At 63.5% G+C, this 20,771-nt stretch carries 20 protein-coding genes; 7 read left to right on the top strand and 13 right to left on the bottom strand.

From position 1 onward, the window contains the following. Position 1: 1 nt before the first annotated feature. The gene (locus tag JOD47_RS12520) at positions 2 to 949 is read right to left on the bottom strand and encodes a carbohydrate ABC transporter permease (protein ID WP_204534715.1); all 948 of its coding nucleotides are present in this window, start codon (positions 947 to 949) and stop codon (positions 2 to 4) included. Continuing rightward, positions 946 to 2,319, bottom strand: a complete 1,374-nt coding sequence (locus JOD47_RS12515) for an ABC transporter substrate-binding protein (protein WP_204534713.1) — start codon at positions 2,317 to 2,319, stop codon at positions 946 to 948. Before JOD47_RS12515 ends, JOD47_RS12520 begins: the two co-directional genes overlap by 4 nt. Positions 2,320 to 2,538: 219 nt before the next feature. On the opposite strand from JOD47_RS12515, the gene JOD47_RS12510 reads away from it, so the two are divergent. The 3 genes from JOD47_RS12510 (at position 2,539) to JOD47_RS12500 (ending at position 5,833) form a co-directional block, all read left to right on the top strand. Next, positions 2,539 to 3,576, top strand: a complete 1,038-nt coding sequence (locus JOD47_RS12510) for a LacI family DNA-binding transcriptional regulator (RefSeq protein WP_204534711.1) — start codon at positions 2,539 to 2,541, stop codon at positions 3,574 to 3,576. Positions 3,577 to 3,697: 121 nt separating this feature from the next. Continuing rightward, complete coding sequence (locus JOD47_RS12505) at positions 3,698 to 4,957, top strand: phospholipase D-like domain-containing protein (protein WP_239548096.1); 1,260 nt, start codon at positions 3,698 to 3,700, stop codon at positions 4,955 to 4,957. Between the two features lie 33 nt (positions 4,958 to 4,990). Next, positions 4,991 to 5,833, top strand: coding sequence for a sigma-70 family RNA polymerase sigma factor (locus JOD47_RS12500; protein WP_204534709.1), 843 nt, complete (start codon positions 4,991 to 4,993; stop codon positions 5,831 to 5,833). A 16-nt stretch (positions 5,834 to 5,849) separates the two neighbouring features. Here JOD47_RS12500 and JOD47_RS12495 read toward each other — a convergent pair whose 3' ends face one another. After that, positions 5,850 to 6,086, bottom strand: coding sequence for a DUF1059 domain-containing protein (locus JOD47_RS12495; RefSeq protein WP_204534707.1), 237 nt, complete (start codon positions 6,084 to 6,086; stop codon positions 5,850 to 5,852). Positions 6,087 to 6,286: 200 nt separating this feature from the next. Here JOD47_RS12495 and JOD47_RS12490 point away from each other — a divergent pair, with 200 nt between their 5' ends. Further along, a complete protein-coding gene (locus JOD47_RS12490) occupies positions 6,287 to 7,666 on the top strand; it encodes a short-chain fatty acid transporter (RefSeq protein ID WP_204534705.1) in 1,380 nt (459 codons plus the stop codon). A 14-nt stretch (positions 7,667 to 7,680) separates the two neighbouring features. Here the strand turns inward: JOD47_RS12490 and JOD47_RS12485 are convergent, their stop codons facing one another. From JOD47_RS12485 to JOD47_RS12460, 6 genes are read right to left on the bottom strand one after another with little or no spacing between them, the layout of a single operon-like run. Continuing rightward, positions 7,681 to 8,421 carry a GntR family transcriptional regulator gene (locus JOD47_RS12485; RefSeq protein ID WP_239548095.1) on the bottom strand — a complete coding sequence of 247 codons (741 nt, stop codon included), beginning with the start codon at positions 8,419 to 8,421 and terminating at the stop codon, positions 7,681 to 7,683. Next, a complete protein-coding gene (locus tag JOD47_RS12480) occupies positions 8,387 to 10,027 on the bottom strand; it encodes a dipeptide ABC transporter ATP-binding protein (protein ID WP_204534703.1) in 1,641 nt (546 codons plus the stop codon). Before JOD47_RS12480 ends, JOD47_RS12485 begins: the two co-directional genes overlap by 35 nt. Beyond that, positions 10,011 to 11,822 carry a gamma-glutamyltransferase family protein gene (locus tag JOD47_RS12475; protein WP_204534701.1) on the bottom strand — a complete coding sequence of 604 codons (1,812 nt, stop codon included), beginning with the start codon at positions 11,820 to 11,822 and terminating at the stop codon, positions 10,011 to 10,013. Before JOD47_RS12475 ends, JOD47_RS12480 begins: the two co-directional genes overlap by 17 nt. A 10-nt stretch (positions 11,823 to 11,832) precedes the next feature. Further along, a complete protein-coding gene (locus tag JOD47_RS12470; RefSeq protein ID WP_239548094.1) occupies positions 11,833 to 12,732 on the bottom strand; it encodes an ABC transporter permease in 900 nt (299 codons plus the stop codon). After that, positions 12,732 to 13,685 (bottom strand): ABC transporter permease, encoded by a 954-nt coding sequence (locus JOD47_RS12465; RefSeq protein ID WP_204534699.1) that lies wholly within the window; start codon positions 13,683 to 13,685, stop codon positions 12,732 to 12,734. The genes JOD47_RS12470 and JOD47_RS12465 overlap by 1 nt, the downstream gene beginning before the upstream one ends. A 3-nt stretch (positions 13,686 to 13,688) precedes the next feature. Then, positions 13,689 to 15,347, bottom strand: coding sequence for an ABC transporter substrate-binding protein (locus JOD47_RS12460; RefSeq protein WP_204534697.1), 1,659 nt, complete (start codon positions 15,345 to 15,347; stop codon positions 13,689 to 13,691). Between the two features lie 159 nt (positions 15,348 to 15,506). On the opposite strand from JOD47_RS12460, the gene JOD47_RS12455 reads away from it, so the two are divergent. Beyond that, entirely contained in the window at positions 15,507 to 16,226 is a 720-nt protein-coding gene (locus tag JOD47_RS12455; RefSeq protein WP_204534695.1) for a YoaK family protein, read from the top strand. On the opposite strand, the gene JOD47_RS12450 is transcribed toward JOD47_RS12455, so the two are convergent. Beyond that, on the bottom strand, positions 16,223 to 16,960 hold the full coding sequence (locus tag JOD47_RS12450; RefSeq protein WP_307836274.1) for a GAF and ANTAR domain-containing protein: 738 nt from the start codon (positions 16,958 to 16,960) through the stop codon (positions 16,223 to 16,225). The two genes, JOD47_RS12455 and JOD47_RS12450, sit on opposite strands and share 4 nt — an antisense overlap. 129 nt (positions 16,961 to 17,089) lie before the next feature. On the opposite strand from JOD47_RS12450, the gene JOD47_RS12445 reads away from it, so the two are divergent. Next, the gene (locus tag JOD47_RS12445) at positions 17,090 to 17,329 is read left to right on the top strand and encodes a hypothetical protein (protein ID WP_204534690.1); all 240 of its coding nucleotides are present in this window, start codon (positions 17,090 to 17,092) and stop codon (positions 17,327 to 17,329) included. A gap of 3 nt (positions 17,330 to 17,332) precedes the next feature. Next, entirely contained in the window at positions 17,333 to 17,620 is a 288-nt protein-coding gene (locus JOD47_RS12440; protein WP_307836273.1) for a GNAT family N-acetyltransferase, read from the top strand. 4 nt (positions 17,621 to 17,624) lie between these two features. Here the strand turns inward: JOD47_RS12440 and JOD47_RS12435 are convergent, their stop codons facing one another. The 3 genes from JOD47_RS12435 to JOD47_RS12425 form a co-directional block, all read right to left on the bottom strand. Then, a complete protein-coding gene (locus tag JOD47_RS12435) occupies positions 17,625 to 18,200 on the bottom strand; it encodes a DnaJ family domain-containing protein (RefSeq protein ID WP_204536668.1) in 576 nt (191 codons plus the stop codon). A gap of 124 nt (positions 18,201 to 18,324) precedes the next feature. Then, entirely contained in the window at positions 18,325 to 19,338 is a 1,014-nt protein-coding gene (locus JOD47_RS12430; RefSeq protein ID WP_204534688.1) for a GTP pyrophosphokinase, read from the bottom strand. Between the two features lie 60 nt (positions 19,339 to 19,398). Then, complete coding sequence (locus JOD47_RS12425) at positions 19,399 to 20,643, bottom strand: plasmid pRiA4b ORF-3 family protein (protein WP_204534686.1); 1,245 nt, start codon at positions 20,641 to 20,643, stop codon at positions 19,399 to 19,401. Positions 20,644 to 20,771 lie beyond the last annotated feature (128 nt).

The following is a 20,771-nucleotide window of genomic DNA, read 5'->3' as shown; positions in this document are numbered from 1 at the left end:
CTCAACGCTCCTTGAAGACGCGCTGGAGTGGCCCAACGACGAGTAGAACCAGAATCGCCAGGACGACAGCGAGTGCGCTGGCGAGCCCGAGTTGGTTTTCGACGAAACCAAGCCGGTAGATTTCCACCCCAGGAACCATCGTTGACCGGCCGGGACCGCCCTGAGTGGACAGGAACACGACGTCGAACGCTGCGAGGGCGGCGATGATCGTGATGGTTACGCAGACCCCAAGTTCCTGTTTCAGCCCGGGGAGTGTGACGGAGCGCGTTTGCTGCAGGAAGTTCGCGCCGTCCAGCCGGGCCGCTTCGTACAGGCTTCCATCGATTTTCCCAATCCCTGCCATAAGCAGGAGAGTGCAGAGACCCGTTGAGAGCCAGGTGCCGATGAATCCCACGGCGGGCAGAGCCCAGTCGAAGTCACCCAGCCATGCGCGGGTGAAGCTTTCGAGTCCTATTGAGGATAGAAACTGGTTCACGACACCGTCGCGGGAATACATCCATGTCCAGGCGATGGCCGCGGCTGCACCGGGAATGATCTGGGGTAGGAAGAGCAGCGTTCGGGCTGTTGCACCGAAGACCCTCCCTTTGATCTCCCGCATGAGGGCCGCGATGATCAGGCCCATAACTACCGGCACCGCAGTGAAGAAGATGATGAGAAAGAAGGCGTTACCAATGGTTGCGAGCAGTTCGGGATCAGTGAAGACGCGGCGATAGTTATCCAGTCCGACCCACGTGGACGGTCCAAAGCCATCCCAGTCGTAAAAGGAAATCTGCACGGAACTGGCAACGGGACGGATGACGAAAACCGCGTACATGACAAGCGCAGGAACCGCGAACCACCATCCGGTCCAGCGGGCGCCCTGCGACCGGCTGAAGCCTGCCCGCCGCTTTCTGGACCGAGGAAGGCGTGCTCCGGCCCCGGACGTAACGGCTGTGTTGGTGGACGTCATCGTCCGATTTCTTCCTCATAGACGGCTTGGATATTGCTGACGAACTCCTCTGCCGTGATTTCCCCGGCGAACAGTCCCTGCCCCTCCGGTGTCCATGCGTTGCTTTGCAATCCAGGGGTGGCGTTCTGGACGAAGTCGACCACACCGTCATCTTCTGCGAGTTGCGTGAAGGCGGCCTGCACATCGGCGAGAACGCCCTCGGTTGTCGGCTGAGCGGAGGCTTCGCTGGCTTCACCGAGGGGCAGATAGCCGTTGTCGAGGGCTGATTGCCGGGCTTCGTCGCTGCGGAGGAAGTTCAGGTAGGCGGCTGCTTCGTTCTTGTTTTTGCAGTTGGCCGGAATTCCGAACGGTGATGCAGCATTCGATTGTGCGACGTGCGCTGCTTCTGCTTCCACGGGAGGAGCAAGGAAGAATCCGGCATTGTCTGCCATATTTTGTTGGATGGGGCCTGCGTTCCAGTTCCCGGAGGGAAGGAATACCGATTCTCCCGCCATGAACCGTCCAAGGGCCTGCTGGCCGTCGACGGCGTTTGCGTCCTCGTTGAAGTATCCCGCATCAATCCAGTCGGTGAGAGTCTGAGCCGCCTGGATTCCCTCTGGCGAGTCTATGGTGGCTCCGGGTGTGCGGAAGATCCACTCATTGGTGGCTTCGGCACCCATGTAGTAGTTCAGCAGGAACTGGTAGACGTGTCCTAAGCCACCGTCCGCGTTATTGACCATGATCGGTGTTTGGCCCGCTTCCTTTGCTGCGGCGAGCACCGTCTCGAGTTCGGCCAGGGTAGCGGGGGGTTCGCTCATGCCAAGGTCTGCCGCCGTGGACTTATTGACGTACCAGCTCTCGAGCACGAATCCCGACGGCATGGCATACAAGTCACCGTCACCCCGTACGCCACCTTCATTCACCCTGTACTGAACGAGCTGAGAGGCAGGGATTGCACCCCACCCATAGGCCTCCGCGTATGGCTCGAGGCTGGTCAGCAAGGAGTCCTCAACGTGGCTTTCCAGCGTTCCCACCCGGTGAATACACGCGGGGTCTTCTGAAGCGAGAACCCGAGGGAGTGTTGTGCTCATTACCTCATCAGGCTCCGTCGTCAGTTCGATGGTGATGTTAGGGTTCTGTTCCTCGAAAGCGGCGATCTGAGCCTCATCGAGCGCGGTCAGACCTGCCCCGTCGAACATTCTCAGCGTGACTTCGCTGCTCGCAACATCGGTGCTGACATCAGTGGGTGCCGTTCCCGAAGAATCAATCTCAGATCCTGGACCGGAACAGCCGGTGAGGACGAGCGTGCCGGTCAGCACAGATAGGGACAGGACCTGCGGGCGGGAAAAGCGGACAGTGTGGGCGAGTGAAGATGGGTGGCGACGCGACATTGGGTTCCTCCGGAGCGGTTTATCGATAGCAGAGTTAGCGCTGAACTTTTTTCGGAAGCGCTTCCGATAACTACTATCGGGGAGTGACCTGCGTTACGTCAAGCCCCTGGCACCTCTCGGTTTGTGCCTTCATATCAAAGCACTGGAAAGTCGAGACGTTTTTCGGCAACGCTTCCGAATATCGGAGAGATAATGGGAAGTGAACGGTAGGATCAGGTTGTGTACAACGTCTCAGAGAAGGTAAACCTCGTCGATATAGCCAACCGTGCGGGCGTGTCGCTGTCCACCGCCTCACGGGCACTGAACAACGCATATGGCGTGTCTGCGGCTACGCGCACCCGTGTGCTCGCCGTCGCTGAAGAACTTTCTTATGTCGTCTCCCCGGAAGCTTCCCGCTTGGCGGCGGGCAATACTGGGCGGGTTGCGGTGGTCGTTCCGCACATTTCACGCTGGTTCTTCGGGGAGATGCTCGCAGGCTTGGAAGAAGTGCTGCGCAGTGCCGACCTCGACCTGCTTCTTTACAACATCGACACGCTCAACCACAGACAGCACTTTTTTGAGCGACTACCGGCAAGGCGGAAAGTTGACGCGGTGGTAGTGCTGGCTTTTCCGGTGGATGAACAGGAACGCAAACGCCTGGAACTGATGGGCGTGGCAATCGTCGCTGCCGGCGGTCAGAGTGCCTCCTACCCGTTCGTGTGCATCGATGACCACCGTGCCGGGCGACAGGCAGTTGATCACCTCTTGTTCCTTGGTCATAAACGAATCGCCATGATCGCAGCCGAGACCCCTCTTGCGCCGGGATGGCCAAAAACCAATCAACGTTCGGCTGGCTACTACTCCGCCCTTGAGGAAGCAGGAATAGTTTCAGACGAGAGTCTGGTAAGGACCGTCGACTGGGGAGGGGAAGAAGGCGCAAAAGCCATGGGCGCCCTGCTCAGTCTGAAGGATCCACCCACCGCTGTTTACGCGCACTCGGATGAGGTGGCCCTCGGCGCGATTCGAACGATCCGAAGGGCAGGCCTACGAATACCGGAGGACATCTCAGTCGTAGGAATTGATGATCACCCGGCGGGCGCCCTGGCCGACCTCACCACCGTGCATCAGAGCGTGCGGGAACAAGGTGCAATCGCGGGTCGTTCCGTACTCGCCGCGTTGAGGCAAGAAGAATTTGATCCGGGCATCATCGTCCCGACGGAACTCATCATCCGGAGCACAACGGCACCTCCGCGTCGGCCAGGGGGCCTTCGACCCTAGGCCATTACTTCCCGGGTCGTGCTGCCTTGCAAGCGCAACCCGAAAGGTGCCTTTTGAAAGATGTCCTCAGACCCTGTAGGAACATCTTTGCGCGGCTCCCCCGGCCACTAGGCTTGAGCCCATGCGCACTTTCCGCCGCCTTCAACTGTTTACACTGACCCGTTCGCTGCTGGCGCGGGCGGCCATGGCGTTCGCCGCCGTGCAGGCGCTGGTCATTGCCTCCATCGTGCTGATTGACGCAGTAGAGAAGAAGCTGCGCAGCAAGCGTCCGGGCTTTCCGCACCCGGGCACCTTCGAATCGGAGGTCGCGGGATCGGATACCGCCGTGTTCACCTACGGTCACGATCTGTACGAGGACATGCTGGCCTCCATCCGGAACGCCCGGCACACCATCATGCTGGAGACCTACATCTGGAAGGGCGACGCGATTGGACGCCAGTTCAAGGACGCGCTCAACGAGGCGGCGGCCCGTGGGGTGAAGGTGTACGTGATCTATGACGGGTTCGCGAACCTCGTTGTTCCGTTCACGTTCTACCGCTTCCACCCGGACGTGCAGGTCTTCCGCTTTCCGGTGCTGCGCCCGTCGGTCGTCTTCACCAACATCCGGGGTACAGGCTTCGATCACCGCAAGATCATGGTGGTGGATGACTCAGTCGGGTACGTCGGCGGTTACAACATCGGTTCGCTGTATGCGTCGAAGTGGCGTGACACGCACCTGCGGATCGAAGGAAAGTCCGTCTGGGAGCTGCGCCAGGCGTTCGTTTCCTTCTGGAACCTGGCACCGGCTCCACAGCGCCGTCGTCCTCTTGAGGAAACCAGCGCCGAGTTCTGGGAACCGCGGCTGCGCGCCGTCAACAACATTCCGGCCAACCTCGTCTTCCCGATCCGCGGCGTCTACCTGGACGCCATCAATCGCGCCCACAGCCACATCTACATGACCACGGCCTACTTCATCCCTGATCAGCAGATTCTTGAGGCGCTCCTGCGTGCCAGCAAACGCGGGGTCGATGTCCGGGTCATTCTGCCGGAGGACTCCAACCATGTGGTCTCCGACTGGCTGTCCCGCGGGTTCTACTCGGCCCTGCTGCGCGACGGCGTGAAGATTCTCCTGTACCAAAACGCGATGATCCACGCGAAGACCGCAACCGTGGACGGCGAATGGTCCACGGTCGGAACGGCGAACATCGACCGGTTGAGCCTGACCGGGAACTACGAGATCAATATCGAGCTGTTCGATGAGAAGATCGCCACCACTATGGAGCGCATCTTCGAGATTGACAGCAGCAATTGCCGGGAACTCTCACTCGAGGAATGGGAAAGCCGCCACATCGTGGCACGCGTCAGCGAAGCGATCCTCGCGCCCCTGCGGCCGTTCCTCTAGCCGAACCATGGAGCAGACGGCGGCGAGCCCGGGATGACGGAGACGGAATCGGTCGTTGCCTTCGAGGGCGAACGCCCACGGCTGCTGCGCCTGGCTACCCGCTTGCTCGGTGACCACGCCGAGGCTGAGGATATGGTCCAGCAGGCCTGGCTCAGGCTCGACCGCACAGACCAGGTTGTGAACAACCTGCCCGGCTGGCTGACGACGGCGACCACCCGGCTCTGTCTCGATCGGATCCGCGCCAGGGTGCCCGCCCCCGAAAACGACCTGGAACCAGCGGAGCTGCATCCCGACCCGGCAGACGAGGTTGAACTGGCCGATAGCGTCGGAATCGCTCTGGCCGTCGTGCTGGACCGGCTCACGCCCGCTGAGCGCGTTGCCTTCGTGCTGCACGACACTTTCGGTTTCGAATTCACCACCATCGCTGCGATCCTCGAAAGTACTCCCACTGCGGTGCGCAAACTTGCCTCGCGGGCGCGCACAAAACTGGCGCAGCCCGCTCACCGGGACGTTCGAACCGATTGGCAGGTGGTTGACGCTTTCCTGGCCGCTGCCAGAGGCGGCCACTTCAGCCAACTTCTTGAGCTGCTGGCGCCTGAATCCGTCATCGAAGCGGACGCCATGGCCGTGGCCCTCGGGACGCCCCGGCACATCACCGGCCGTCACGAGGTTGCCAGCTTCTTCAACGGTGCGGCCAAGACCGCGTTCCCGGTCTTCATCGGCGATCGCCCCGGCGCTGCGTGGGTTCACCGGGGCGAGGCGAAGGTCGCGTTCGACTTCACTGTGGCCGACGGCGTCGTGAGCCGGATCAGCTTTCGTGCCGACTCCCACATTCTGCGAAGTATCCGTACCAGGAAGGGCGACGCGTCGCCCTGAGCGGAACCGGATGGGCTCACTGCTCCGGAAGTTGCGCGAAGGCCTTCCTGGTGTCGCGGTACCACCCCATCGCGGCGATGGGCCGCCTCCAACGGCCCTTCATCTCCTCGTGGGCAGGTTGATGGGCGGCGTCTCCGGACCTGGCCGCTTCCCGCAGGTGCCTGTCCTGAGCCTTGATGATGTCATCGGCGGTCTTGCCCTGCAGTTCCATACTGCACGGTCCGCCCAATTCGCGGCAGGTCATCGTTTTCATCAGTGCCATCCTTCTTCGTGTGTCGATCCGGCCCTTCCTGCAAGGGCCAACACCCAGATGACGAATCAGGAACGGAAAGTGTGACCAGCGGGAGATGCAGCCCGGCTTGGTTGCCTTTGCGCAGTAACGTGGGAGGCGGCGGCTGCTCACCGGGCGCCCAGCGGCAGCTGACAACGACGTCATTCGAGGAGATTCCACCGATGCCCACCGTGAAGCCCGATCCTGCACCGCGGTCGTCCGCCGTCTCCACCGTCATGCGGCCCATCAACTCCGTTGTTGAGCGGTTCATACCGAGCGCCCTGGTCTTTGCCGTCGTCCTGACCTTCGTCGTCGGGATCGCGGCACTGATCCTGACCGATGCTGGGCCGGTGGGCGTCCTCACCGGATGGGGTGACGGGCTGGCGGGGCTGCTTGCGTTCATGACGCAAATGGCGCTCATTCTCCTGCTCGGCCACGCACTGGCTCACACAGGGCCGGTCCGGAAACTGCTGGTACGGCTCGCCGCCCTGCCCCGCACACCCGTCCAGGCCTACGTGTTCGTCTTTCTGGTTGCTGCCGTCGCATCACTCATTACGTGGGGGCTCGGCCTGGTGATCGGCGGACTCCTTGCAAAGGAGGTCGCGGCGCAGGGTCGCGAAAAGGGTATGCCGCTCCATTTCCCCATGCTCGTTGCCGCCGGGTTCTCCGGCTTTGTGGTGTGGCATATGGGCTACTCGGGTTCCGGCCCGCTGACCGCCGCCACTGAAGGCTCATTCATCGCTGAACAGTTGGGCCGCACCATCCCGGTGAGTGAAACCACCTTCTCCTGGTGGAACATCACCGCCGCCATCGCCACGATCATTCTGGTGGCCGGTGCACTGGCGCTGGTAGCCCCGAAAGCTGGAGACCGCGTCAAGGAGTTGTCCGTGGACGCCCGGCATACGGACGAGGTGGATCTCGACGACGAGGTGGTGACCCCCGCAGACCGGTTGGATGCCAGCCGGATCCTCACCACGCTCGTGGGTATCGCTCTGGTGGCGTACCTCGTGATCCACTATGTGCAGGGCGGTACCGCGACACTGGACATCGTGAACTGGACCTTCCTTGCACTGCTGTTCCTGCTGGTTCGCAGTCCGTTCGAGCTCATTGCGCTGACCAAGAATGCCGCCGCCAACGTCGGTGAGATCCTCCTCCAGTTCCCGCTGTATGCCGGGATCATGGGCATCATGGGCACGACCGGGTTGATCGATATTGTGTCCGATGCCATTGTCAGCATTGCCAACCCAACGACCTTCGGCCTCCTCGCGCTCCTGTCCGCCGGTCTGGTCAACTTCTTCGTACCCTCCGGCGGCGGGCAATTCGCTGTGCAGGCTCCGATCATGCTCGACGCCGCCGAACGCCTGGGCGTTGACCCGACCGTCGCGATCATGGCGGTCTCCTACGGCGACCAGTGGACCAATATGATCCAGCCGTTCTGGGCGCTGCCGCTCCTTGCGATTGCCGGGCTGAAGATGCGTGACATCCTCGGTTACACCACCGTTACGCTGGTGGCGTCCGGCATCGTCTTCGCGGCGATCCTGTTGATCGTGGGCGCCGGCTAAACGTCGCCGCCCGGCTAGGCCTCTTCGGCGGAGAACCGGTCCAGGTACCCTTCCTTGGACTGATGCACGTGATTGGCCATCAGCTTCTCCGCATCGGCAAAGTTGCCCGAGTCGATCGCCGCAATGATGCTCCGGTGCTCGCTCCAGGACTCCTTGCCGCGGTTATCGACGTCCGTCGCATAGAGCCACTCGATCTTGCCTGCAATCTGGCGCAGCAGCGCCGTCAGCGAGGCGCTGCCGCTCAACTCCGCTACACCCAGGTGGAACCGGATGTTGAGTTCGGGCAGCAGTTCGAGCCGGTTCTGCGCGACGGCGGCGTCTCCCTCATCCAGCACTCCCGCCAGTACTTTCCGGGCCTGCCACCACTCAACGCTGGGCGCTCCTGAATCGAACTGCGCAGCAGCCCGGTGCGCAGCGCGCCTGGCTGTCGCCGATTCCAGGGCTTCGCGGACAAAGAACAGGTCCTCCGCGTCGTCGACCGGGATCTTCGACACCGTGGACCCGGCGTAGGGCTTGGACTCGACGAAGCCCTCAGCCTCCAGGGCACGGAGAGCCTCCCGGACCGGCACACGGGAGATTCCGTACTTGGTGGCGAGCGCAGTCTCGGTCACGCGGGTGCCCGGCGGCAGCGCGCCGAAGATGATGTCCCTGCGGATCTCATCCTGGACGCGCTGCTTCGGCGGGGCGTCCTCATCGGCGCGCCGCTGCTTCGGCTGGTTCTCAGGCTGCAAAGGCTGCCCCGGGAATGGCTCCAAGTAGCTCCTCGGTGTACTGGGCTTCGGGATGAAGGAAAACTTTGTCCACGCTGCCCTCCTCGACCACGGAACCGGACTTCATCACGAGCACGTTGTGGGCGATCTGCCGGACCACCGCGAGGTCGTGTGTGATGAACAGGTAAGTCAGACCCAGCCTATCCTGCAGGTCGGCCAGCAGGTTGAGGATCTGGTCCTGCACCAGCACGTCCAGGGCTGACACCGCTTCGTCGCAGATGATGAGTTCGGGCTCCAGCGCGAGCGCACGCGCGATGGCCACCCGCTGGCGCTGCCCGCCCGAGAGCTCGTTCGGCCGCCGCTGCGCAATGGAGTGCGGCAGCGCCACCTGATCGAGCAGCTCAGCCACGCGCCGTCGTCGGCTGCCCTTGTCTCCGACGTTGAAGATGCGCAGCGGCTCATCGATCAGGCGCTCAATACTGTGCGTCGGGTCCAGCGAACCGTACGGATCCTGGAAAACCGGCTGCACCATCCGACGGAGCGCCCGCCGTTCGGTACCGCGGCTGGCCGTGATGCTCCTGCCGTCCACGAGCGCCTGCCCGGCAGTTGCCGTCTCGAGGCCCAGAATGATCCGCGCAATCGTGGTCTTTCCGGAACCCGATTCACCGACGACGGCGGTGGTGGTGCCCCGGTTGACGGTGAAGGACACGTTGTCCACCGCCCGCACGGTGCCGCCGCGCTGGCCGCGCAGGGTGAACTCCTTGCACAAGTCCTGCACAACCAGGATTGGTGCCGGACCGGCAGTTGATGCCGCACCGGAGCCGGGTGCCTCCATCTGCAGCGCAGCCGTCACCGACGGGGCCGCTGCGACGAGCTTCCGCGTGTACTCTTCCTGCGGGTTGAGGAGGATCTCGCGCGGCGTCCCGACCTCAACGATGCGGCCGTCCGCCATCACGATGATCCGGTCGGTCCGGTCGGCTGCGAGCCCCAGATCATGGGTGACGAACAATAGCGACGTTCCGCGCGCGTCGACGAGGGTCTGCAGGTGGTTGAGGATCTGCCGTTGCACCGTCACATCGAGCGCCGACGTCGGCTCGTCCGCGATGAGCAGGTCGGGTTCTCCGGCGAGCGCAACCGCAATCAGTACACGCTGGCGCATGCCGCCCGAGAACTCGTGCGGATACTGGCCGTAGCGGCGTTCCGCGTCAGGGATCCCCGCCTCCGTCATGAGTTCAACGGCCCGGCGCTTCACGTCCGCGCGGCCGCGCAGGCCGTTGCTCATCAGCGCATCGGCGATCTGCGCCCCGACCTTCATGGCAGGGTTCAGGTTCGACATCGGGTCCTGCGGTACGAGGCCGAGGCGCTTGCCGCGGATGGACCGCATGTGCGCCTCTGATGCGTCGGCCAATTCCACCGGCTCGCCCATCGCATCCCCGAGCCGGATGGAACCGCCGGTGATGCTGCCGTCGCCGGGCAGCAACCGAAGCACGGCACCGATGGTGGTCGACTTCCCGGAGCCGGACTGCCCCACGATCGCCACCCGCTCGCCCTTCTTCAGGTCGAAGCTGACGTTGTGCAGCACCGGGACGCCGCCGAAGCTGACCTCAAGGTCCCGGATGCTGAGGATGAGCTCGTTAACGTCCTGCTGCATAGCCCTGCGCTCCTCGCGGGTTGGCGGCGGCCGAGAGGACACCGGTGGTTGGGTCGCTGACAACGGAGGACAGGCGTCCAAGCGCCCAATCCCCCGCCCGGGTGATGATGTGTCCACGCTGTTCGAGGTTCGCGATGACGTCCTCGCCCAGCCGATCCTCGACGACCGATCCCCCCGGCTCCCAGGTGCGCGGGAAGAATGAGCCCGGTATCGACGTCGTGTGCAGGGACGGTGCGTCGATGGCCTGCTGCGGCGAGTAGCCGCCGACGATCGTGCGCAGGATATAGAGCAGCTGCCACTGGTCCTGCTGGTCGCCGCCGGGCGATCCGAGCGCCACCACCGGCTTGCCGTCCTTCAGGATCAGGGTCGGTGTCAGTGTGGTGCGCGGCCGCTTGCCGGGCTCCAATGACGACGGCGCGCCCTCCTCGAGCCAGGTCATCTGCAGGCGGGAGCCCAGGCAGAAACCCAGTTCGGGGATGGTCGGGGATGACTGCAGCCAGCCGCCCGACGGCGTCGCGGAAACCATGTTCCCCCACTGGTCGACGACGTCGATGTGGCAGGTGTCGCCGCGGGTCTCGCCGTCGCGGGAGACGGTCGGCTCCCCTACTCCTGCGAAACCGTCCTTGCCTGCCAGTGCCGGCGGGGTGTACTCGATGCGCAGCGGCGGGGTGAAGGGAGTGTGTCCGGGAACGTTGCCCGGCCGAAACTCGGCGGACGCCTGATCGGTGATCAAGGCCCGGCGCTCTGCCGCGTATTCCTCGGACAAGAGGTGGTCCATGGGTACGGCGGCGTCGCCGTAATAGGCTTCCCGGTCCGCGACGGCCAGCTTCTGCGCTTCCAGGATGGTGTGCGCGCCGATGGCCGTGGATGGGTCCAGGCGGTCGTCGTCGAACCCGTCGAGGATGGCGAGGGTCTGCAGCAGGGCAGGGCCCTGTCCCCAGGGGCCGGTTTTGGCGATGGTGTAGCCACGGAACTCAAGGGTGGTTGCCTGCTCGTAGCCCGCCTGGAAGTTCGCGAAATCCTCTGACCTCAGGACGCCGGCGTGGTCCTGTCCTGAGGAGTGCCGGTGAGGGGTTTTGATGAAATTGACGGCTGCCTGGGCAACGAAGCCTTCACGCCACTCGCGCCTGGCGGCGTCGATGCGATCCTGCCTTGTCGAAGCCGACGAACCTGCCGTGACAAGCCGGTCCAGCACCGACGCATACGCCTCGTTCTTCACCATGTCGCCTTCAGCGGGAATCTTGCCGTCCGGCATCCAGAGCGCTGCAGAGGTGGGCCAGTGGTCGGTGAAGAGGTCCTTGACCGCGTTGATGGTTGCTCCGACGCGGCCGACGATGGGGTGCCCGTGACGGGCATACCCGACGGCGAAGGCGAGGACATCCTCCAGTTCCCACGTGCCGTGGTCGCGGAGCAGCAGGAGCCAGGCGTCGACGGCGGCGGGCACGGCGGCAGCAAGGGCACCAGCACCCGGAACCAGTTCAAGGCCTTCGGACAGGTAGTGTTCCCGCGTTGCGGCAGCGGGTGCCGGGCCCTGGCCCATCAGGACAACGGGCTCGGACGGGTTCTCCGCCGTAGCGAACACGCCCGTCATGTCACCGCCGGGCCCATTCAGGTGAGGCTCGACGATGTGAAGCACGAACGCTCCGGCAACGGCGGCATCGAAGGCGTTGCCGCCGCGCTCCAGGACAGCCTGGGCTGACGCCGTTGCCAGCCAGTGCGTCGAGGCGGTCATGCCGAACGAGCCCTGGAGTGTGGGGCGCGTGGTGAAGGTGTCGGGTGTTGTGTAGGAGGTCATAGAGGTAAATCTACTTTCGACGGGTGTTGGTCGGGTCAAGGGCATCACGCAGTGCGTCCCCGAAGAGGTTGAAGGCCAGGCAGATCACCGCGATACCGACGCCGGGGAAGATGGCCGCTGTCGGGGAGCGGAAGATGTACTGCTGCGCGTCCGAGAGCATGATGCCCAGGCTCGGGGTGGGCGGCTGAATGCCGAGGCCGAGGAACGACAGCAGTGCTTCGCCGATCACTGCAACCGGCATGATGACCGTGGCCTGCACGATGATGGCCGAGGTCGCATTCGGCAGCACGTGCTGGGCCATGATCCGCAGGCCCGATGCATCCATCGTCTTCGCGCCCAGCACGAAGTCGCTCTCCTTGATCCGGAGCGTCTCACCGCGGACAACCCGGATCATGGTCGGAATCTGGGCGATACCCAGTGCGATTGCGGCGTTCCCGAGGCTCGGTCCGCTGATCGCGGCAAGCCCGACGGCGATTATCAGGAAAGGGAAGGCCAGGGTGACGTCCGTGAGGCGGGAGATGACGGCGTCGAAACCTTTCCAATACCCGGCCAGAAGACCGAGCGGAGTGCCGATCAGCACCGCGAGGAGGACCGACAGCACGCCCACCTGAAGCGAGGCCTGGATGCCGAACAGCATGCGGGAGAAGATGTCGCGGCCAAGATCGTCGGTGCCCAGGAGGTAGCCGACGGTGAATGGCTGCTGGAACGGGGTGTCGAAGTGCACTTCCGCCGGGTCGTACGGTGCGATCACCGGCGCCAGGATCGCGGCGAGAACGACGACGGCGAGCAGCACCGCACCCGTCATGCCGAGCGGATTGGTGCGCATCCTCCGCCAGAGCCGGCCCCGGCCGGTGCCAAGCGTGGGCTCTGAGGGTTGTGCCGTCGTCGTGACGGTTTCGGTCATGGCCATCAGTTACTTCCTCCGACTCGGATTTTCGGGTTGACCGCGGAGTAGAGGATGTCCACGGCCAGGTTGATGACGATGTAGCTCAGGGTGATGATGAGGACCACCGCCTGGATGACGGGGTAGTCGCGGGTGAAGACGGCGTCGAGGGTGAGCTTGCCGAAGCCGGGGAGCGCGAAGATCCGCTCGGTGACCACTGCGCCGGAGATCAGTCCGCCGAGTTGGAGGCCCACGATCGTCACCACCACTATCAGGGAGTTTCGCAGCCCGTACCGGACGAGTACACGGCCGCGGCCCAGACCCTTGGCGCGGGCTGTTCGGACGTAGTCGGTGCTCATGGTTTCGATCATCGACGCCCGCGTTTGTCTCATGATCACCGCGGCCAGTCCCGTGCCGAGGATGATCGCCGGGAGGGTCAGGTAATACAGGCCCCGCAGCGGTTCCGCGATGACGTTGACGTATCCGGAGGCGGGAAACCAGCCGAGGAACACTGCGAGGTACAGGATTGCGAGGATGCCGAGCCAGAAGTTCGGCACCGAGAGTCCGATCAGCGCGAAGCCGTTCGCCATCCACTCCGGCCAGCGGCCGCGGTAGCGTTCTGCGATCACCCCGAAGAGGATGCCGACGACGACGGCCACCACGATCGCGTAGGCCGACAGCCAGAGGGTGACGGGCAGCGTCGTCGCAATCAATTCGGTGACCGGCGTGCCGGTGCGGGTGGATTCGCCCAGGTCACCCCGGAAGAGGTTGCTGAGGAAGGTGAAGTACTGGACCACCAGCGGCTGGTCCAGCCCCAGATCGGCGCGGATGGCGGCGAGCTGCTCCGGTGTCGCTTCCTCACCCGCCATTGCGAGCGCAGGGTCACCGGGAAGCTGCCGGACGCCGATGAACACGACAATCGATGCGAGCACCAGGGTGAGCGCGGATTGCCACAGCCGGGTGAGCAGGTAACGGGCCATGAATCAGTCCTCTTCTTCCGGGTTCGCAAGGAACGCCGCATTGCTCAGGTGAACCACGCCGTCGGCGAAGGTCTCGATGCCGGCAACGTCGGTGCTGTACGCGGTCAGGCTGCGCTGCCGGTACAGGTAGATCAGCGGGTTGTCTTCCTGCAGCTGTTCGACTACCTGGCCGTAGAGTTCGGCGCGCTCACCGTCGTCGTTGACCTGGGCTGCGCTCTTCAGAAGCTGGTCCACCTCCGGGTTGTTGTAACCGGAGTAGTTGTTGCCGCCTCCGGTGGCAAGGAAGTTGAACATGTTGCCGTGCGGGTCCACGCGGCCGGACCAGCCGAGCTGCAGCATCTCGAAGTCGCCGCGGGACTGCACGTCGAGGAGCGTTGAGTATTCAACGGGGAGGATGGTGAGCTTGAATCCGCCGTCGGCCACGGCCGCCTGCAGGGCCTGCGCAAACCTCAGCGTGTCCGGCGTGTTGCTGACCTGCATCTCGATCGCGTACGGCGTCTCGATGCCGGCTTCCTCGAGGAGTGCCTTGGCGCCTTCGGGATCGAAGGGCGGGCAGTCCTTGCTGAGCTCGGAACTGAACGGGCTGGTCGGTGAGATGGGCGAGCACGCGGGCTGGAACCAGCTGTTGAAGACGGTGTTCACCAGCGCCTCACGGTCGATCGACATGGACAGCGCCAGCCGTACCGCCGCCTCCTGGGCCAGCGGTGTATCGATGTCCCCGACCGGCTCGCCCACTCCTTCAGTGTTCCCGACGTTGATTGTCAGGCCCTGGTAGCCGAGCGACCCGACCTGCAGCACACCCACGCCGTCTTCCTGCATGAGGGCGTCGACGTCCTGCGGCGAGATGGTGTCGGCTACCTGAACGTCACCGGAGCGCAGGTTGGCCGCCCGGATGTTCGCATCGGTGATGATGCGGTAGGTGATGGTGTCGAGGTGCACGTTCGCGGCGTCGTAGTACAGCGGATCGCGCTCGACCTTGATCGACGTCTGCGGCACCCGCTCGACGAACTTGAACGGTCCCACGCACACGGGGTTGTCGCCGAAGTTGTCACCGGTTTCCTCGAGCGCCTTGGGTGAGAGCATCATTCCTGCACGGTCAGCGAGTGCTGCGGCTAGCGGCGCGAACGGTGTTTCGTACGTGATGCGGACGTGGGTTTCATCGACCGCCTCGATGCTGCTGATGGGGCCGAGCTCACTCTTCCGCGACGACTCCTCGTGTGTGAGGTGGCGTTCGAGCGTTGTCCGCACTGCTTCGGCGTTGAACTCCGCGCCGTCAGCGAAGACAGCGTCATCTCGGAGCGGGATGGTGACGGTCAGGCCGTCGTCGGAAACCTCGGGCAGTTCCGTGGCCAGCTGCGGGACAAGTTCGCCTTCGGCATCGATGTCATAAAGCTTCTGGCACATCGTCTGCATCACGTAGCGCGTGTAGAGCGAGGATGAGGTGGTGGGATCCAGCCGGTCAGGTTCCGCCGAGAGTGCCATCACCAGATCACCGCCCTCGCGCACCTCACGGTCACCGATCGGGATCGAGGTGACCTCTTCCCGCTCCGGTGCCGGTTCGAGCGCCTGGATAGGTTGGCAGGCGGTGGCAGCAAGCACGACGACGGCGCCGGCCGCTGCTGTGTGGAGCAACCTGATGCCCAATTGGCTGCTGGTTCTCATGCGAATCCTCTGGTCGAGTCACGTCTCTGTGCGTCGGTGAACTGTCTTCGATCGATCATCTTGAGTGATGATTGAATACAATTTCCTCAACGAGCCTAAGCTTCGTATACATTCATTACAAGATTGTTTCCGAACTTTCTCATCTGAAGGGGAACCCGCATGACCGCCGCCCGGCTTTCGACAGACCGCCTGCATCTGACGCTGATGCTGATCCTCACGTTTTCTACCGGAGTGATTGATGCCGTCGGCTACCTGGGCCTTGATCGGGTGTTCACCGGCAACATGACCGGAAACGTTGTGCTGCTCGGCATGGCGGTTGCTGGCGGGAATGATCTTCCGGTCCTGCGTCCGGCGCTCGCGCTGGTGTTCTTCATGGTGGGTGCGCTTCTCGCCGGGCGACTGCTGCGGAAGGCACCCGAGGGGTGGTCCGGACGGACGTCGATTGCCTTCGGCGCAGTGGCATTGGGCGCTACGGCGATCGCCGTCGTCGTCGGCTTGGTGGATGTAGCTGCGGACGAGATCCTGGGCAGCGTCGTGACTTCAGGCCTTGCAACGGTGATGGGTATTCAGGCGGCCACGGCCAAGCGACTGAAGGTCGCCGAGGTGACCACCGTCGTCGTCACCTCCACTATCACCGGGCTTGCCTCCGATTCACGGCTTGCTGGAGGCAAGGGAAAGTTTTGGGGCCGCAGGGCGCTGGCGATCCTGCTGATCGGCCTCGGTGCGGTCGCCGGTGGATTCGCGCTGCTGATCGACCTGTGGGTGGGCGTAGCGATATCCGCCGTGCTGTCAGCCGCGGTGGCAGTCACCGGACACGTGCGGTACCGGCGTGACCGGGCGGCGTCCCATGACGGGGAACTGGCTGAGGTTTCCGCCTAGGCGTCGAAGTGGGTGGCTGCGCTCGCGTTGTTCACCGATTCCACCACTGCCGCCGCCACAGCCTGAAGCTTCACGTTCCGTGCACTGGAGGCAGCCTTGAGGATGTTGACCGCTTCATCCTGGCTGCAGCGGTTCTGGCCCATGATGATTCCCACCGCAAGGTCTATGGTGGTGCGGTTTTCCATCGCGGCACTCATGTGCTGGCTGTTCTCCATCAGCGTCGCCACGCGTACGGCAATCTGCAGCGAGTGAGAGGCCCTGCGCGCGAACTGCTCGGCGGCGTCGATGCTCTCAGCACTGAACGCATCCGGTTCGAGACAGTAGAGATCGAGACCCGCGTTGGCTTCTCCCTCCAGCAGTATCGGCACACCGAGCGCCGAACGGAGGCCATGCCCCGCCACCGCCGCAGTGTATTCACCGAACCGCTGTTCTGCATGGAAATCCTGCACCACAACCGTGTAGTGCTCACGCGCCGCGCGCAGGCAGGGGCCGTCATCGAACGCAAACTGTACTTCGTCCATGTTCCGGGCTTCCGGGCTGCTGCTGGCAACCGTTGCCGCACGCTTCGGGCGTAGAAGGGTCACAGCGGCATACATCGTTCTGCCGGAAATCTCACCGAGTTCCCGGGCTGCGATCTTCACCATCCCATCGAGGAACTCCTCGATCTGAGCGCTCTCCAGCACCAGGTCCTGTAGCTCGCTGCGTATCGAGTTTTCCTCAACTTCATCCGTCACGTTCAGACCTGCCTCTAGTCGGTCGCGATGCTCCTGCACATTAGCAGTCCTACTCGGGGGTTGTGGGGCTGAGCCGACACCCGTAGCCTTGATGCCAATAGACAGTCTACTTACTATTGGAGGCCGGTTGTGAAGATCAGCGACGTCACATGGAATGAACAGGCCCGGGAGAAGATTCTTGTCGATGCTGACAAGGCGCTGCAGGAAGCGGTGAAGGAAGCTGCGGCTTCGCATTCCGGCGGTGACCGGGACCAGGTGTACAAGTTCCTGTTCGAGAAGCTGCAGCCGCAGTTCGTGGATTTCGAGCCGGGGCCTGATCTGAGCGAGTACGCGGACGCGGTTGCCAACGGCGAATTCTCCGGGGAGTAGCCCGTGGCAGTGGAGGCGCAGGTGGTCAACAACGCCGACGCCGGTCGGTACGAGGTCACCCTCGATGGGAAGCCGGCCGGATTTGCGCAATATCGGCTCAAGGACCGCCGCGTGATCTTCACCCACACCGAGGTGGATTCCGCGTTCGAGGGCCACGGCGTGGGCAGCACGCTGGCGCGTTACGCCCTGGACGATGTCCGCGAACGCGGCTTGCAGGCAGTACCTCTGTGCCCGTTCATCGCCGCCTACATTGAGCAGCATCCCGAGTACCAGGATATGGTAGCCGGCTGAAAAGCTAACGACGACGGCGCCACCACGGTGAGCGCTTCACTTCCCCCTGCTGGGCTGCTTCCCGCTCAGCCGCCTCGTCCTGCTCAACCTGGGAGCGGCGTGCCGCCCGGCGTTCACGCCAGCGCTCGATTTCCTGCTCCACGTCCCGCGTCTTTGTCACGACGGGCGGTCCGCCCAGGAGTTGCCTGCGGGCATCGACGACCTGCCGGTTGAAATCCTCGAGCAGTTCCCGGACCCTGCTCTCCATGTACTGCTGATCCAGCTTGCCGTCGAGTTCAGCGTCTTCGGTGCGGAGGCGAAATGGCGCGGGCGCAAGACCGGACAGCTGCTCCCGTTCGATCAGGCCTTTGACCCACCAGTCCGGATCAAGGGTTGTGCCGAGACCCGGGATGGGCTTGCCTGCGTACTTCAGGTTGTCGAAATCACCGCGGGCGGTCGCCTGGCGGATCTCGAAGTCTGCCTTGGCAGCGAAGTCTGTGATCTGCGCTTGCTCTTGTTCGTCGTCGTCGACCTGCTCGATGGCCTCTGCGCCGCTGCTTCCCGAACGGCGCGCGGAGCGGTACTCCGAGACGCGCTGCATTCGTCTGGCGCGTTCGCTTTTGTCGTTCACCGGTACCCACTTCCGCTGCTTCACTCTCAAGTATTCCGAACGTGCGAAGCGCAGGGCAAGCGACCGGGGCCGACGGAGATCAGGTGCCCGCCGCTCAGTCCCGTAGTCTCCGCAGGCGGTAGGTCAGCTTGGCGCGTCTGTTGCGGTCGTGGCCCAATGCCTGGGTCTTGTCGATGTGCTCCTGTCCATAGCGGACAAGCAGCAGATCATCGGCGGCGCGGACATGACCGGGGGCGAACTTGTACTGGACCTTGCGGGATATTGCGTCCCAATCGGCGGATGCAGCCAGTTCGGCGGCCTGCGCGACCGTGGTGATTCCATGGATGTCGAGCAGTTCGCGCAGCCACTCGTACTGTTCGACGCGGCTGCGCGGGTTGTTCGGTAGAGCCTGTTCGAGGATGCTTTCGAGGGCCTCGCCCGTGAGTGCAACCGGAAGAAGCCTGACCGATTCGCCGGGATTGGCTTTCTCGGCGGCGACCACGCTGCTGATGGTGCTGAACTGGTTGTCGGCCAGCTCGATCAGACCCGACGCCAGGGTGAACGCGCGGTTGACCTCGGGCGGCACCGGGCCAGCGCTCTTGTAGCGGATGTCGTGCTCGAACTCGGCCCAGGCGTGCTGCAGGATGGTTCGGAACTGCACCTCGAAGCGCTCGCCGATGTGGTTGCGGCAGCCGTTCGGTGCGGTCTCCTCACTGATTCTCAGGACAAGGTGCTGGCCTGAGTAGCCGAACTCCCCCTTTTCCCGCTGTTCGGCGGTCTTGTCCACATGGGCCAGAACGTCGAAGGAGTTGCGAAGCGCAGTCATTGCCCGCTCCACGTCGAGCTGAAGAAAGGTGATAACCCGGACGCCGATGATGTCATCGATGCCGCACAACCCGTCCGCGTATTTGAGGGATCCGTCCGGATTGCAGCGCCGAAGTTTCTGCTCCAGCGACTGGTGGTCTTTCACCCGGTATTCGATCGCGTGATAGTTGAGCCCGTCGTCGTCGAGACGCGCGGCGATCGCGTCCTGAATCGCGTTCGCGGCTGCGCGCTTCTCATGCTGGAATGCAGCGTATTCCGCGAGCCACTGATCGATGAGCCGATCATGGATGAGATCCGAATCCATACGCTCCCTCTGCTGCGCCGGGTGAACCCAAGCTACTCCCTTTGCCTGCTCACCATCAGATCAGTCGAGACGTCCATGCTGCTTTCGCTGGATCTCGATCAGGAACTCCCGGCCGGCGTCGGTCGCTTTCCTCGCTCCTGACATGAGGTCGATCTTGACCAGAACGTTCAGGCACTCCAGCATCCGAAAGACGTCGCGCACAAGAGTCCGCCCTTCCCTCTCTGTGACGGGACCGTCGTCGTACGCGAAGCCGTTGACTGTCAGAATTTCGGCGATTGTCCTGGCGCGCAGGTCGTAGGACGGTAGGACATCCTTGACCAACCATCCGACGACGACGGCGTGCACCAGCTCGATCGCGGCGGCGGGCGGGTGCGCAAGTCGGTCGGCGAGATAACCCCACAGCGCGGCATCGTTGTTCACGAGCCGCCTGCCGCCCGGGGTGAGCACGAGTTTTCCCTTGTACTTGCGCAGCAGCTTCCACTCCTGCGCCTGGTGGCGGAGATCCAGGATGGGGAGCGTCTGCGCCTCGCGGTTGAACTTGCCGTACCAGCGGTCAGTCCATCCCAGTTCCTGCATGGCTTCCTGCACCACGGTCGGCTTCAGGTACCCGTCCTTGGTGAGCTCAAGGCCATCAGCACCGACCCGCTGCAACAGCCACTGCACCGGACGGACGACGTCGGCGATCACTTCCGGGGGCAACGCCGGGCGCCAGAAGAACCGCGAAAGCTCCGTAAGCCGCTCACTGATCGCCTTCAGGTCGGCGTGTGCCGGGTCAAACGCGGCTGCGGACTCCCCCGACACTGACTCGAACCATTCGACGGCCTCGGCGGAGTCCTGCCGTTGACCCTTCAGCGCCTCGATCAGGTTGTAGTAGCCGTGGATGCCGCCGCAATCCTCCACCGGGCCTCTCCTGCGCCCTGCCGTGCACTCAAGGCGGGCAGGTGGCACCGGATCGTCGCCGACTATGGTGATGAGATGGTCCCACGAATCACCGAAGTCGTACTCGTATCCCAGCTTTGCGCCCGTCCAGCCTGCAACGGCAGCGAGCTCTGTACGGGATGCGTCTTCTGTGTCGAGCTCAGCAGCTGATTCCGGCGGAGTGAAGTGTCGTTGGCCCCGAAAGGTGTCACTCACAGAGAACTGGTAGAGGTGACGATCCTGCCAGCCGAAAGCTGCCTGAATGACTTGGTGCAGGTCGCTCAGGAGGATGCTGGCGGGGACGGACAGGGTTCGTTCGATCGGCGGCGACGATCCATCAATCACAACGTGCAGTTGCAGGCCGGGCACACGATCGGTCATGGCCATGATCATCTCATCCTCGCCGGGCGTATTCCTGCTTTGGGCGACGCGCGGCCTCATTCCTCACAAACGACGACGGCGGCAATCACCCCGGCGTTCCGCACTGAGCGGCGGCGGGGTGCTTCCAAAAACGT

The sequence above is a fragment of the Arthrobacter tumbae genome (assembly GCF_016907495.1).
Classification (GTDB): Bacteria; Actinomycetota; Actinomycetes; order Actinomycetales; family Micrococcaceae; genus Arthrobacter_D; species Arthrobacter_D tumbae.
The sequence above is the reverse complement of the archived record's forward strand: the minus strand, read 5'-3'. Positions and strand labels throughout refer to the sequence as shown.